This window comes from Paraburkholderia bannensis (genome assembly GCF_014200455.1).
GTDB lineage: Bacteria > Pseudomonadota > Gammaproteobacteria > Burkholderiales > Burkholderiaceae > Paraburkholderia > Paraburkholderia bannensis_A.
Genome location: NZ_JACHBW010000018.1, coordinates 83,585 through 96,459, shown reverse-complemented (window position 1 = coordinate 96,459; position 12,875 = coordinate 83,585). Strand labels below are relative to the sequence as shown.

General features: G+C 65.6%; 10 protein-coding genes. 5 read left to right on the top strand and 5 right to left on the bottom strand.

Annotated elements, in window-relative coordinates:
- Positions 1 to 4 precede the first annotated feature (4 nt).
- Entirely contained in the window at positions 5 to 859 is an 855-nt protein-coding gene (locus F4827_RS26800) for a helix-turn-helix domain-containing protein (RefSeq protein WP_183729198.1), read from the bottom strand.
- A 364-nt stretch (positions 860 to 1,223) separates the two neighbouring features.
- Here F4827_RS26800 and F4827_RS26795 point away from each other — a divergent pair, with 364 nt between their 5' ends.
- The gene (locus F4827_RS26795) at positions 1,224 to 1,925 is read left to right on the top strand and encodes a C39 family peptidase (protein ID WP_409258865.1); all 702 of its coding nucleotides are present in this window, start codon (positions 1,224 to 1,226) and stop codon (positions 1,923 to 1,925) included.
- A gap of 48 nt (positions 1,926 to 1,973) precedes the next feature.
- Here F4827_RS26795 and F4827_RS26790 read toward each other — a convergent pair whose 3' ends face one another.
- Entirely contained in the window at positions 1,974 to 2,930 is a 957-nt protein-coding gene (locus F4827_RS26790) for a LysR family transcriptional regulator (protein ID WP_183729195.1), read from the bottom strand.
- Positions 2,931 to 3,267: 337 nt separating this feature from the next.
- Complete coding sequence (locus tag F4827_RS26785; protein ID WP_183729192.1) at positions 3,268 to 4,320, bottom strand: NAD(P)-dependent alcohol dehydrogenase; 1,053 nt, start codon at positions 4,318 to 4,320, stop codon at positions 3,268 to 3,270.
- Between the two features lie 404 nt (positions 4,321 to 4,724).
- On the opposite strand from F4827_RS26785, the gene F4827_RS26780 reads away from it, so the two are divergent.
- From F4827_RS26780 to F4827_RS26770, 3 genes are all read left to right on the top strand, one after another.
- Positions 4,725 to 5,624: an AraC family transcriptional regulator N-terminal domain-containing protein gene (locus tag F4827_RS26780; protein ID WP_409258863.1), complete on the top strand. Its 900-nt coding sequence runs from the start codon at positions 4,725 to 4,727 to the stop codon at positions 5,622 to 5,624.
- Between the two features lie 49 nt (positions 5,625 to 5,673).
- The gene (locus tag F4827_RS26775; protein ID WP_183729186.1) at positions 5,674 to 6,627 is read left to right on the top strand and encodes a 2-hydroxyacid dehydrogenase; all 954 of its coding nucleotides are present in this window, start codon (positions 5,674 to 5,676) and stop codon (positions 6,625 to 6,627) included.
- A 249-nt stretch (positions 6,628 to 6,876) separates the two neighbouring features.
- Positions 6,877 to 8,934, top strand: a complete 2,058-nt coding sequence (locus tag F4827_RS26770) for an EAL domain-containing protein (protein WP_183729183.1) — start codon at positions 6,877 to 6,879, stop codon at positions 8,932 to 8,934.
- Positions 8,935 to 9,115: 181 nt separating this feature from the next.
- Here the strand turns inward: F4827_RS26770 and F4827_RS26765 are convergent, their stop codons facing one another.
- The gene (locus F4827_RS26765; RefSeq protein WP_183729180.1) at positions 9,116 to 11,659 is read right to left on the bottom strand and encodes an adenosylcobalamin-dependent ribonucleoside-diphosphate reductase; all 2,544 of its coding nucleotides are present in this window, start codon (positions 11,657 to 11,659) and stop codon (positions 9,116 to 9,118) included.
- Positions 11,660 to 11,813: 154 nt separating this feature from the next.
- On the opposite strand from F4827_RS26765, the gene F4827_RS26760 reads away from it, so the two are divergent.
- Complete coding sequence (locus F4827_RS26760) at positions 11,814 to 12,380, top strand: thioesterase family protein (protein ID WP_183729177.1); 567 nt, start codon at positions 11,814 to 11,816, stop codon at positions 12,378 to 12,380.
- A 140-nt stretch (positions 12,381 to 12,520) separates the two neighbouring features.
- Here F4827_RS26760 and F4827_RS26755 read toward each other — a convergent pair whose 3' ends face one another.
- A complete protein-coding gene (locus tag F4827_RS26755; RefSeq protein WP_183729375.1) occupies positions 12,521 to 12,829 on the bottom strand; it encodes a DUF3331 domain-containing protein in 309 nt (102 codons plus the stop codon).
- Positions 12,830 to 12,875 lie beyond the last annotated feature (46 nt).

Below are 12,875 nucleotides of genomic sequence, written 5' to 3'. Positions count from 1 at the left end.
TTGCCTAGCCGCGATTGAGTCGCTTCGAAAGATCCGCCACCAGAATCGCCATGCGAGCCGGTTTCTCATAGCAGGCTACGTTGTAATGCCGCACCACCTGGCTGATTTCCGATTCGCTCGCCTTGCCGGTCAGCAGCTCTCCGGTCAGCACGAAAATCGGCGCTTCGGGGTTTTCGGACGCGCGCACCTGGCGGATTGCCTCGGCGGCGGTCTGGCTGCCGAACAGCCAGTCGATCACCACGCCGTCGAACACGTTGTGCTCCAGCGCCTCGCCGAATGCCGCGAGACCGTACAGCGCAAGCGCTGCGTAGCCGCTGTGCTCCAGATAGTCGCGCAGGTTGTCGGCGGAAGCCTGGTCGTCGTCGACCACGGCGATGAGCGGTTTGTCGGCCTCGGCGCGGCGCGGGTAGATCTCGATCTTGTGCACTTCTCGCGCGTTCAGATAGAGCGCACCGTCCGGGCGTACCACGCGCCATTGGCCCTGCTTCTCGTAAGCGACGAAGTCGGGGCGCGTGCCCGGCTCCACCGGTGCGCCAATCCACGCGGTACATGGCAGCTCTACCGCGCTCACGCACAGCAGCGCGTCCTGCGCGCTCGCGCCCACCATGCCCGGATCGAGCAACTGCGCGCCGAACAGCTGTCCTGCCGGTTCGCCGAACGCCTCGGCCACTTTCTTGATCTGCGCGAGCGTCCACGGGCTATTGCCGCGCAGCTTGCGGTGCCCCTGTGAAAAGCTCAGCTCAAGAATCCTGCACAGCTCGGTGGTCTGCTGGCGTTTGCCGATGCCATGTCGGCTCATCAACTCACGTACGCGCTCCGCGACCGCGGCTGAGTCGGTTGTGTGTGCAACGTTCGACATACTGCTAATGGGGGGACCGGAGTTGGATTGGGCTAATTATCGCGTGCCACTGTGCCGTTATTGGAGGAAATAACACTGCTGGGGCACGGGCGCACAATATTCTAAACGCATCATTTGACAATCGCTTAGCTTTCGTATGACAACATTAAGGGTCTGATGGTAACCAGAATCCGGGGACGCAATTCAACGGCTCGCAAGCCGCTGCGCCTCAGGCTGACAGGGGCTTCGCGCATCGCACCCGCACGCGTCACGCGGCTTTGCGACAATGGTTTTGTACGCGCATTTCACGAGCCTGGGCGCGGCAGTGCCCTTCAGGCCGATTACGGTTGCATAACGTCACTGGGATGAGAAAAGCTTGAACGAAATCAACACGCAAGCAGCACGCGAACAGCAAACCGGGCAGCGCAAGGCGCTCGCTCAGGAAAAGGAAATCCGCCATTTTGGCGTACCGTATTACAGCCAATGGGGCAGTCCCGAATGGGTGGCGCGCATCGTCGAAGACGATGTCGACCCCTGCGATGACCCCGCCTGGGGCGCGAGCGGTTTCGGGCAGCCGGAGCAATACCGCTTCTGGGCCAAGCGCCTGTGCGGGTTGACCTGTTTCGAATCGGCGCTCGATTACTGGGGCATCGAACATGCGCCGCGTGCCGCCATGCTGGAGGACGCGCTGCGCCACGGCGTCTACCGCCTGCGCGAGGACGGCGGCGTGGACGGGCTGATCTATCACCCCTTCGCCGCGTGGGCAGAGTCGGCCTATGGCGTGCGCGTCGAAGTGATGACCGACGAAGACATTCAGGCGAGCGCCGCGCGTCTGGACGCCGACACGCTCGCGATCGTGTCGGTGAGCCCCGAGATCCGCTACCCGGAGCGTGCCAACGTCGATCAGGGCGGTCATCTGATCCTGCTGCACGGCCGCAGCGATGGCGGCGTCTGGTTCCACAATCCGTCGGGCGTGGCGCCGTATCAGGCGAACGCGTGGCTGCCCTACGGCACGGTGGCGCGTTTCCATGCCCGCCGCGGCATGGCGCTCACGCGCATCACCGTCGACGAGACCCTGGCCGAGTGAGAAAGAACGGCGCGGCGGCACGAATGAAGCCGCCTCTCCGTCTTTTCATCAGGCCGGCTGCAACCCTCCCAGCAACTGACGCACGCGCGACAGATCGCGATTGAGCGCGCCTGCGTCCTCGAACAGCTCTGCGAGCCAGTCGATGAACACCCGCACGCGCGGCGCGGGCTGGCGCGACTTCACGAACGCGACCGAAACCGGTGTCGGCAGCGGCTTCCACTGCGGCAGCACCTCGACTAATGCGCCGTTGTCCAGATACTGCTGGGCCGCGAGCAGCGGCGGCTGTACGAGACCGTAGCCTTGCAGTCCGCAGGTGAGGTAGGCGAATTCGTCGGATACATGCACGAAGCCGTCGACCTTCACCTTGGTCGGGCTGCCGTCCACTTCGAAGTCGAACTCGTAGGGGCGACCCGTGAGCGGCGACAGAAAATTCACCGCGGGATGCCGGGCGAGATCGTCGAGCGAAGTTGGCGCGCCGTGGCGCGCGAGATACGCCGGGCTCGCGCAGGTCACGTGCTCCAGCAGGCCAAGCCGACGCGCGGCGAGGCCCGAATCCGGCAATTCGCCGAGCTGGATGCTGCAATCCACGCCTTCGCCGACCAGGTCGACATTGCGCAGACTCACGCCGATCACCAGATCGATGTGCGGATAGCGCGCGTGAAAATCATCGAGTGCGGGCAGCACGATCGCATTGGCGATCAGCCCCGGCATTTCCACGCGCAGACGCCCGCCAATCGCGCCGGGCGTCTGGCGCAGGCTCGCTTCGGCGTCGTCGATATCGGCGAGGATCCGCGCGGCGCGCTCGTAATAGGCCGCGCCTTCGGGCGTGAGCGAAAGACGGCGCGTGGTGCGAACGAGCAGTTGTGTGCCGAGCAGCGCCTCAAGGCTCTGCATCAGCGTGGTGGCGCTGGCGCGCGGCATGTCCAGCGACTGCGCGGCTTTGGTGAAGCTATTGGTATCGACGATACGCACGAACGTACGCATCGCCTGGATGCGGTCGATCACGGGCGAGCTCCTTCAGAAACAGGCTTGAAAACCGGGCTGAAACGGGTGGCACGATTTCCGCGACATGCCCATGCAACGGCGCAACAGCTCGTAAGCGCCGGAAAGGGGCGAGCCGCGCTGCGTTGAAAAACGCTTCGCGGCGCCGGCGTCTCGCGGAAAGCGACGCGCGGCAGCGGTTGTACAAAAACGGTTCGTTAGATGACGGCGCACAGGGACGCCGGCTCGACTACGAGAGGTACTGCGGGAGGCCGGAAAAGTTGGCCTCGAAGCGGGGGCTGGCGGGCCGTCCGGAATGGACGGCCCGGCGGGGCAAGGCGTTACGTCAGGTGTTGCGCGCTTACTTGCGCAGCGTGTCGATATCGATCACGAAGCGGTACTTCACGTCGCTCTTGAGCATGCGCTCGTAGGCGTCGTTGATGTCCTGCATCTTGATCATTTCGACATCGGACGTGATGCCGTGCTTGCCGCAGAAGTCCAGCATTTCCTGCGTTTGCGCGATGCCACCGATCAGCGAACCCGCCAGACGGCGGCGCTTCATGATCAGGTTGAACACCTGCGGCGAGGGGTGATCGTGCTCGGGCGCACCCACCAGCGTGAGCGTGCCGTCACGCTTGAGCAGCTCGATGAACGGATTCAGATCGTGCTGCGCAGCCACCGTGTTGACGATCAGGTCGAAGCTGTTGGCGTGTTTCGCCATCTGCTCCGGGTCCTTCGAAATCACGACTTCGTCGGCGCCCAGGCGCTTGCCGTCTTCGATCTTCGAAGGCGAGGTGGTGAACAGCACCACATGCGCGCCCATCGCATGGGCGATCTTCACGCCCATGTGGCCAAGCCCGCCCAGACCGACGATGCCGACTTTCTTGCCGGGGCCCGCGCCCCACGTGCGCAGCGGCGAATACGTGGTGATGCCGGCGCACAGCAGCGGGGCGGCCGCGGCGGCGTCGAGGTTCTCGGGCACGCGCAGAACGAAGGCTTCGTCCACCACGAGTTGCGTGGAGTAACCGCCGTAGGTGACGTCGCCGCTCACGCGGTCGTTGCCGTTATAGGTGCCGACGAAACCGTTCTCGCAATACTGCTCGAGCCCTTCCTCGCAGCTGCCACAGGTGCGGCAGGAATCGACCAGACAGCCCACGCCGACCAGATCGCCGACCTTGTAGCGCGTCACGCCCGTGCCCACTTCAGCGACGCGGCCTACGATCTCATGGCCCGGCACGACCGGGAACATCGTGTTGCGCCACTCGTTGCGCGCCTGGTGAAGGTCGGAATGGCACACGCCGCAGAACTGCACGTCGATACGCACGTCGAGTTCGCGCAGGTCGCGGCGCTGGAATTCGAAGGGCGCAAGCGGCGACTGCGCGTCGCGGGCGGCATATCCGTAAGTGGGGTACATATCGTGTGGCTCCTGAAACTGGGTTGCCTGAAAACAGCGTGAAAAACAGCGCGAAACACAGCACAAACGCCAAAGCGCAACGCCTTGAGGCGCTGGACGATTCGGGTGTTGCGGCAGGGTTCCCATCGTAAGGACCGGACCTCACCCAGGGAATACCTGAATCTATCGAAGACTTGCCTGATTCTCCTGGCCAACAGCGGGTCAACAGCGCGGCTGTGCATTCGGTGATAGATTTGCAAGCCTGTTTCTCCGCCTTTGCCCATGAATTTTGGGGCGCTTCTGTCATGAAAAATGCACATACCGCCGACGCCGCGCCGCTTCTGGCCAGCCCGGTTTCCACAGCAGTTTCCCTGCCTGCTGTCCAGAACGAGGACGCGATGCAGCGCCGCGTCGTCGATCTGCTGATGCAACTCACGCAGCGCGACGGCGCGCATCACACCGCCATCGAAGGCGTGCGCCTGTTTCGCGGCAGCCAGGCGCATCCGCGCCAGCCCGTGATGTACGAGCCGAGCATTTTCATCGTCTGCCAGGGCCGCAAGCGCGGCTTTCTCGGCGACCAGGTGTTTATCTACGACGCGCAGCAGTATCTCGTGCTGTCGGTGCCGCTGCCGTTCGAATGCGAGACCGAGGCGACGCCCGAGAAACCGCTGCTCGCCATTTCGGTGCGCGTCGATCTCACCATGGTCGCGGAATTGCTGATGGCGCTGGACGACACGCGCGGCAGCGCCGTGGCGGAACCGGTGGGCATTTACGCCACGCCGCTCGACGCGCCGCTCTCGAACGCCGTGCTGCGCCTGCTCGAAGCGCTTGCGCATGCGGGCGACGCACGCATTCTCGGGCCCGCGATCGTGCGCGAAATCTGCTATCGCGTGCTCACGGGGGAGCAGGGCGATGCGATTCGCGCGGCGCTCACGCATCAGCATCACTTTGGCCGCATCGCAAAGGCGCTGCGCCGCATTCATGCCGACTACCGCGGCGATCTCGACGTGGTGACGCTCGCCTCCGAGGCGGGCATGAGCCTCGCCGTGTTTCACGCGCATTTCAAGGCAGTCACGTCGACCTCGCCGATGCAGTACGTGAAAACCACGCGCCTGCACCACGCACGCATTCTGATCGCGCACGACGGCATGAACGTGAGCGCGGCGGCCACGCGCGTGGGCTACGAAAGCGCTTCGCAGTTCAGCCGCGAGTTCAAGCGCCTGTTCGGCTGCAGTCCCGCTGACGAGATGCGCCGTGCGCGCAGCGCCGCCGAAGCCGCCACGCCGCGCGTGGAAGTGGTGGCCAGGTACGCGACGGCCGCTTGATTGAGTGGCCGTGTGAACATGTTTCGCATGACTGAGGAATGACGCCGATATGAATGCCGCCGCGCCTGCTGACCGTCCCCGCCTGCTCGTGCTGATCCCGCTCACCGACGCTGATCGCGCCGCGCTGGCAGAGCGTTTCGAAGTGCTCTACGCGCCCGATGCGGCCCAGCGCAGCGCGGCGATAGCGCAGCAGGGCGCAACGGTGCGCGCGGTGCTCACGAACGGCACCACCGGCCTCACGGCAGACGAAATCGACGCCATGCCCGCCTTGAAGCTGGCGGCGGCGCTGGGCGCGGGCTACGAGAACATCGCACTCGACCACGCGCGCTCGCGCGGCATCGCGCTGTGCAACGGCGCGGGCGTGAATGCCGATTGCGTTGCCGATCACGCCATGGCGCTGCTGCTCGCCGTCGTGCGGGCGGTGCCGCAATACGACGCCGCGTGCCGCGCGGGCGTCTGGCGCGACGCCTTGCCAATGCGTCCCACGCTCACGGGGCGACGCCTGGGGATCGTGGGATATGGGCATATCGGCGCGAAAATTGCGCGTCGCGCAGCGGCCTTCGAGATGGCCATCGGTTATCACAATCGTGCGCCGCGCGAGGGCGTGAATGCGCGCTATTTCGATTCCACGCTCGCGCTCGCCCAGTGGAGCGATTGTCTCGTGGTCGCCACGCCCGGCAGCGCGCAAACCCGGCATCTGGTCGACCGCGCGGTGCTGGATGCGCTCGGGCCGGAAGGTTTCCTCGTCAACGTTTCGCGCGGCAGCGTAGTGGATACGGCGGCGCTGGCCGCGGCGCTCAAGGCAGGCACGCTGGGCGGTGCGGGCCTCGATGTCTACGAAGGCGAGCCGGAACCTCCGCAGGCCTTGACCGGGCTGGACACGATCGTCCTTACGCCCCACGTGGCGGGCACCTCGCCCGACGTGCGCGCGGCCACGGTGCGCAACTTCATCGACAACGCCACGCGCTGTTTCGCGGGCGAGCCCTTGCTCACGCCGCTTTAAATCGTCCGCTTTAAACCCGCCGCTCATAACCTGCTTAAGCGCCCCTCGTCAGGCCGTTTTTTACCGCCAATCCCTGGCGTTTTCCCGCCCTCGCGCCCGCTATGTACGTTGGGCCACGGCCGTGCCCACAGGCATGCCGTATCATTGCGCCTAAAGCGTCGCGTTCCCGCTCGCTGCTTCGCCCGTTGCCTCGCGCGCCGCGCATGGACGGCCGACTTCCCCGCCCGGGAGCCAAGAGGCGTCAAGCACATGCAAACCCTGATCGAGGCATTGCAAGGCACTGCAGACCTCGTGGTGAATCGTTTCTACGAGGAACTGGCTCGCCTGCCCAAGTCCCGGCGCATTCTGGAAATGCTGTCGGAGCCGGAACTCGCCCAGTTAAAATCGCGGCAGGTCCAGAACCTGCTGGCCATTGCCCAGCCCGGACTGACCTCGAAAGCGCATGCCGAAATGGCGATGCGCATCGGCCGCATTCACGCGATTGTCGGACTCGACAAGGAAGAATTGGTGCGCAGCCGCGGCATCCTGCAGGAACTGCTTTACAAACTCATTGGGCGCAACGTGAGCAGCCAGGCGCTGTCGCTCTACTCACGCCGCCTGACCTCCGATACCGCCTGGCAATTGAAAGCCTATCAATCCGTAGAAGACTCGCAGCAGGACGTGCTTCAGCGCATCACGCGCATCGTCTGGGAAGCGGGCAGTTACACGCATTTCATCGATCAGGTGATCGCGACGCTTGGCGCGCACGACGAAGTCACCGCCTGCGCCATCGGCCGCCCCGACGCGGCCGGCATTTTCCATTTTGAAGCGGGCACCGGCAGCGCCGCCGGCGACGGCCTGCTCAACGTGCTGATGGCGCAAGGCCACGAAATCAGCGTGCGCGCCGATCATCCGCAAGGGCAGGGTGCGGTGGGGCGCGCGTGGCGCAGTGGCAACCCCGAACGCGTGGTCAATTACCAGACCGATCCACTGGTCGCGCGCTGGCGTGAAGTCGCCGAACGCGAAGGGCTGCGCTCGGCCGTGGCGCTGCCGCTGGCCGCGCCTGGCGAGACGCCGATTGCGATCCTGATGCTCTATAGCGCGTATCCGGGCGGCTTCGTCGGCCCGGACCAGGTGGCCTTCGTCGAATTGCTGCAAACGCTGCTGGGTTGCGCGGTCACGCGCCTGCAGACGCACGACGGGCTGCATGTCGCCGCCGTGCCGATGAGCGTGCGCCAGCATTGGGCCGCGCTGGTGCGCACCGGCGCGCTGGAAATGCACTATCAGCCGCTGCTGAATCTGGCGAGCGGCCATTGCGGCAAGGTCGAGGCGCTTGCGCGGTTGCGCGACGGCGAGCGCCTGCTCACGCCCGACGAATTCCTCTTTGCGCTGGCTTCCGACGATCTGCTCGAACTGTTCGTGCGCGGCCTGCAGCAGGCGCTCGCCGAGCGCGCGCAATGGCTTGCGGCGGGCCACGATCTGGAAATGTCGATCAATCTGCCGCCCGCCGCGCTCAACGATATCCGCTACTTCGACGCGACCCGCGAATTGTTGAATGCCCATGCCTGCCCGAGCGAGCGCCTGACGCTGGAAGTTCTGGAGAACGAAGCGTTGTCGCTGAACCAGGGACAACGCGCGATTCTCGCGAAATTTCGCGCGCTGGGCGTGTTGCTGGCCCAGGACGATCTGGGTTCGGGTCATAGCGGACTGGCGCGGCTGCGCGAACTGCCGTTCGACTGGATCAAGATAGACCGCGAGATCGCCCACCTGGGCGGCGAAAAGCGCGGCGGCGATACGACGCTCGACGCGCTGCGGGTCGTCTATCAGTTGACGCGGCTGGGGCACTCGCTCGGCAAGCTGGTGCTGGCCGAAGGCGTCGATGCCGCCGATCTGCTCGAAGCGCTGGCGATTCTCGGTGTGGATGGCGCGCAGGGTTACGTGATCGCGCGGCCGATGCCGGCGGACGAACTCGCGGTCTGGATCGGCGGCGCGCCCCATGTGCCCGACGCAGGTGCGCAGGGCAGCGTGCTTGCGCGGCTTGCGCGCTTTATCGTCTGGGAAGAGCGGGTGCGCATGATCGCGGCAACGCCGGGCGCGGCGCGCGATCTGCTGGGCGCGACCGATTCGCGCGAGCCGCTGGCGCAGGCGCTGGTCGGGCTGGGCGATATTCTCCCTGCGGGCGAGGCGCGCGACGTGATTCAGCGCGATCTGCTGCGCGCGCTGCCAGGCGGGCGCGAAAGCGCCGCGTGGCGAGCGGCGATGGCGCAGTTGATGCTGGCCATCGAAGTGGCGGCACTGGAAGCGCACGCAACCGCGCACGCGCACTGAACGCTTTTTCCGGCATGGCGAGCGCGGCCTCGCCGCGCGGTATTCAGGCCATTGACCAGTAATCCTTATGAATCACAGGTGCTGAAGTTCGTGCGTGAAGGGGAGACGGATGCGATTGTGCAGGGGTTCGCGGCGTTTCTGTGCAAAGCGTGAAGCGCAGCGATTGGCTTCGCTTTTGCCCTCAGCCGCAAACCCCAATCTCCCCGCACGCCGTACAAAAATCGCACCCGTCCTTGCGAATAACCGCATTCGCGCCGCACGAACCGCATTTCCGGCCGAACATCGCGTGCTGCGCGCCGAAGGTCGCATCGGCGGGTAGTGCATTGGGGCCGTCGAGCACCTGATCGCCGGCGCGCGCTTGCGACGCATCGTCTTTCGCCCTGGCAGCCGGGAAAGCCGCAGCGTCGCGCCGCTGCGCCAGCAAGCGCGACGGCACCTGCCTGCCTTCCGCATCGAGAAACCCGCGCCGATGCAGAATCTGCTGGATCGCATAGGCAATCGCCGCCACTTCCGAGTCGTGCCACAAAGGCGTGCGCTTGCCGTCGAGGCGCTGCGTTTCGCCGTAGCGCACCTGCCCGCGATCCCACGACACCTTGCGCAGATCCTGCAGATTGCGCGCGACAAAACCCCCGCGCGCCGCCAGCGACAACGAGCGCATCGTCGCCGTGATCCATTGCTGCGATTCGTCACGCTGGCCCACCGGGATGAAGAACTCGATAGGCCGCTCGATCGTCACCGGCTCGCCGCCCACCTGGCCCGTGACTTCGAGAAACGACACCGCCACGTACAGCGACACCTTGCCCGTCTGCGTGAGGTATTCGATCTTTTCGATCACCGCGGGCAATTCGCCCCTGGGCCGATGATCGATCGCCACGCGCAGCGGATCGAGCACGGCGTCGCTCTGCGCGTCGGCGGGCGTGTCTTCGTTGGCGGGCAGCGTTTGCAGCACTGCGCCCAGCGTTTCGTTTGGCCGATACGTTGCCAGCCCTTTGAGCCCGCGCCGCCAGGCGTCCAGATAGAGATCCTCGAATGCTGCGAACGGATAGTCGGCGGGCACGTTCACGGTTTTCGAAATCGACGTATCGACGAAGGGCTGCACGGCCGCCATCATCGCGACATGTTCCTGCGCGCTCATCTGCAACGCGTTCACAAAATAATCGGGCAGGGCGTTCACATCGCCGCCCAGCGCGCGATAGAGTCGCCACGCGTGATCCTCGACCGCGAAGGATTCGCGGCCGCCGTCCGCCATGCGGCGCGTGCGCTGATAGGTCCACGAGAACGCGGGTTCGATGCCGTTCGAGACGTTGTCGGCGAACGCGAGGCTCACGGTGCCGGTCGGCGCGATCGAGAGCAGATGGCTGTTGCGGATGCCGTGCGTGCGGATCGCCGCCTGGAGATCATCGGGCAGGCGCGAGGCGAAGGTGCCGGGCGCGAGATAGGTATCGGCGTCGAACAGCGGGAACGCGCCGCGCTCGCGCGCGAGTTCGACCGACGCGCGGTACGCGGCGTCGCGCATGGTGCGGCCCACGCGCGCGCCGAACGCGCAGCCTTGCGCGGAGTTATAGCCGATGCCGAGCATCACCAGCGCATCGCCAAGCCCCGTAAAGCCCACGCCGATGCGCCGCTTGGCCATCGCTTCCTGATGCTGCTCGGGCAGCGGCCAGAGCGTTACGTCCAGCACATCGTCGAGGAAGCGCACCTGCGTCGTTGTGCGCGCAACGAGGTCGTCCCAGTCGAACGAAGGCGAGGCGAATGGATTGCGCACGAAACGCGTGAGGTCCAGCGGGCCGAGATTGCAGCAGCCGTAGGCGGGCAAGGGCTGTTCGCCGCACGGATTGGTGGCGCGAATGCTTTCGATGGCGCGCAGGTTGTTGTCCTCGTTCATGCGCGAGATGAAGACCACGCCCGGTTCGGCCACGTCATAGGTCGAGCGCATGATGGTGTCCCAGATCGCGCGGGCGCGCGTTTCGGCGTAGACCCAGAGGCCGTCGTCGCGTTGGCGTAGATCGCCTGCCGCGCGCAGTGCGGGCGAGGGTTCGGCGCGATGCACCAGCTGCCATGTCGCGTCGTTTTCAACCGCGCGCATGAAGGCGTCGGTCACCGCCACGGAGACATTGAAGTTGTTCCAGCGCCCCTTCGAATGCTTGGCTTCGATGAACTCGGGCAGGTCGGGATGGTCGCAGTCGAGCACGGCCATTTGCGCGCCGCGCCGCGCGCCCGCGCTCTCTACGGTGCGGCATGAGGCGTCGAATACGTCGATATAGCTGCACGGCCCCGAGGCGCTCGATCCGGTCGAATGCACGAGCGCGCCGCGCGGCCGGATCGCCGAGAAGTTGTAGCCCACTCCGCCGCCGCGCCGCATGGTTTCGGCGGCTTGCAGCAGCGCGACGTAGATGCCGGGGCGGCCTTCGTCGTCGACGCCCTGGATGCTGTCGCCCACGGGCTGCACGAAGCAGTTGATGAGGGTGGCTTCGATGCCGGTGCCGGCGGCGCTCATGATGCGGCCTGCGCCCAGCGCGCCGTGGCGCAGGTTGTCGACGAAGCGCGCCTCGATTTCGGCGCGCAGCGCGGGCGGTTCGGCCTGCGCGACGCCGTGAGCGACGCGGCGGTAGATGTCGTCGGCGCTGCGTTCGTCGCCCTTCGCGTACTTTTCCAGCATCACGTCGAGCGAGAAAGCCTGGACGTCGGGCTTCGAATCGGATTGCGGGCGCGAGTTTTCTGCCATGGCCGGTTCCTTGCGATCGTTCTGCGTTAGCTCAGAGTAGCGCAGAGGCAGCGCGCATGCCCGGGCATTTGCCGGTGCCCGCGTTGGCGCAATGGGTAAACTGGGCGCGTCGTTTCCGGCGTTTCAAGCGAAGCCGCAGCAAGGAGAGGGAAACATGAGCGACCACGCCCCCAGCGTCGTCTATCGCGACCGCGTGCGCGCCGAATGGGTCGATTACAACGGCCATCTGCGCGATGCGTTCTACATGCTGATCTACAGCCATGCGACCGATGCGCTGCTCGACGCCATCGGCCTCGATCATGCGCGGCGCGAGGCGCGCGGGCGTTCGATGTTTACCGTCGAGGCCCATGTGAACTATCTGCGCGAGGTCAGGGAGGGCACGCCGCTGCGGGTGGAGGTGCGGGTGCTGGAGCACGACGACAAGCGCGTGCGGGTCTATCTGGAGATGTTCGTCGAAGCGGGGGAGGAGCGCGCGAAGGGCGAGGACGACAAAGCGGCGCAGCCGGTCTGCGCGAGCGAGCAATTGCTGCTGCATGTGGACCGTTCGGGCCCGCGCGCCGTGCCGTTCGACGCCGACGTGCTCGCGCGCGTGGCTGCGCTGCGCGAGGAGTCGGCGGGACAGATGGGGAACGTCGCGCGCCATGCCGGGCGCTCGATTTCGCTTGCACCGTTGCGGCAGGCTTGCGGCTGGAGCGCAACAACGGTGGAGCCGGGCGGCTAAAACGTCGGGAGTCGTCCGTCTTGCCTGAGGCGTTTGCGATCCGCCGGTGGGCATCGGGATCGCGATTATTACGGGATCTAACCTAATCGCTTTATCGCCGCTTGCCTGCAAAGCGGCCGCTTCCGACAGCTTTCAGCGCGTCAGGCCGCTTCGCCATACGGCACGTTGGCGACGAGATCGCCGAACACTTCGGCCGCGATCATCACCGACGCGTTGAGCGGCGCAGGGCGCTCTGCCGGTTTGAACACGGCGTCGCCACGGCGGATCTTGCGGCGCGAGACGGCGCAGGTGCCCGACGTATGCGCCGAGCGGCGGCGCCAGCGCTGCTCGCCATAATGACAACGGCCAGGTTCCACCCAGCGGATCACGAGCGCGGAATCCGTTTGTTCAAGGATTTCGATGCGTTCACCGTTGGCTCCGTCAAGCGCAAGGCACGCCTTTTTCTTCATTGTCGGCTCCGTAAGTGGGGTTGCCGCAATGTATTCCTCTAAGGCG

Coding starts and splice junctions, on each gene's coding strand:
- F4827_RS26800 (WP_183729198.1), bottom strand. CDS start 859: ATGTCGAACGTTGCACACACAACCGACTCAGCCGCGGTCGCGGAGCGC.
- F4827_RS26785 (WP_183729192.1), bottom strand. CDS start 4,320: ATGTACCCCACTTACGGATATGCCGCCCGCGACGCGCAGTCGCCGCTT.
- F4827_RS26780 (WP_409258863.1), top strand. CDS start 4,725: ATGCAACTCACGCAGCGCGACGGCGCGCATCACACCGCCATCGAAGGC.
- F4827_RS26775 (WP_183729186.1), top strand. CDS start 5,674: ATGAATGCCGCCGCGCCTGCTGACCGTCCCCGCCTGCTCGTGCTGATC.
- F4827_RS26770 (WP_183729183.1), top strand. CDS start 6,877: ATGCAAACCCTGATCGAGGCATTGCAAGGCACTGCAGACCTCGTGGTG.
- F4827_RS26765 (WP_183729180.1), bottom strand. CDS start 11,659: ATGGCAGAAAACTCGCGCCCGCAATCCGATTCGAAGCCCGACGTCCAG.
- F4827_RS26760 (WP_183729177.1), top strand. CDS start 11,814: ATGAGCGACCACGCCCCCAGCGTCGTCTATCGCGACCGCGTGCGCGCC.
- F4827_RS26755 (WP_183729375.1), bottom strand. CDS start 12,829: ATGAAGAAAAAGGCGTGCCTTGCGCTTGACGGAGCCAACGGTGAACGC.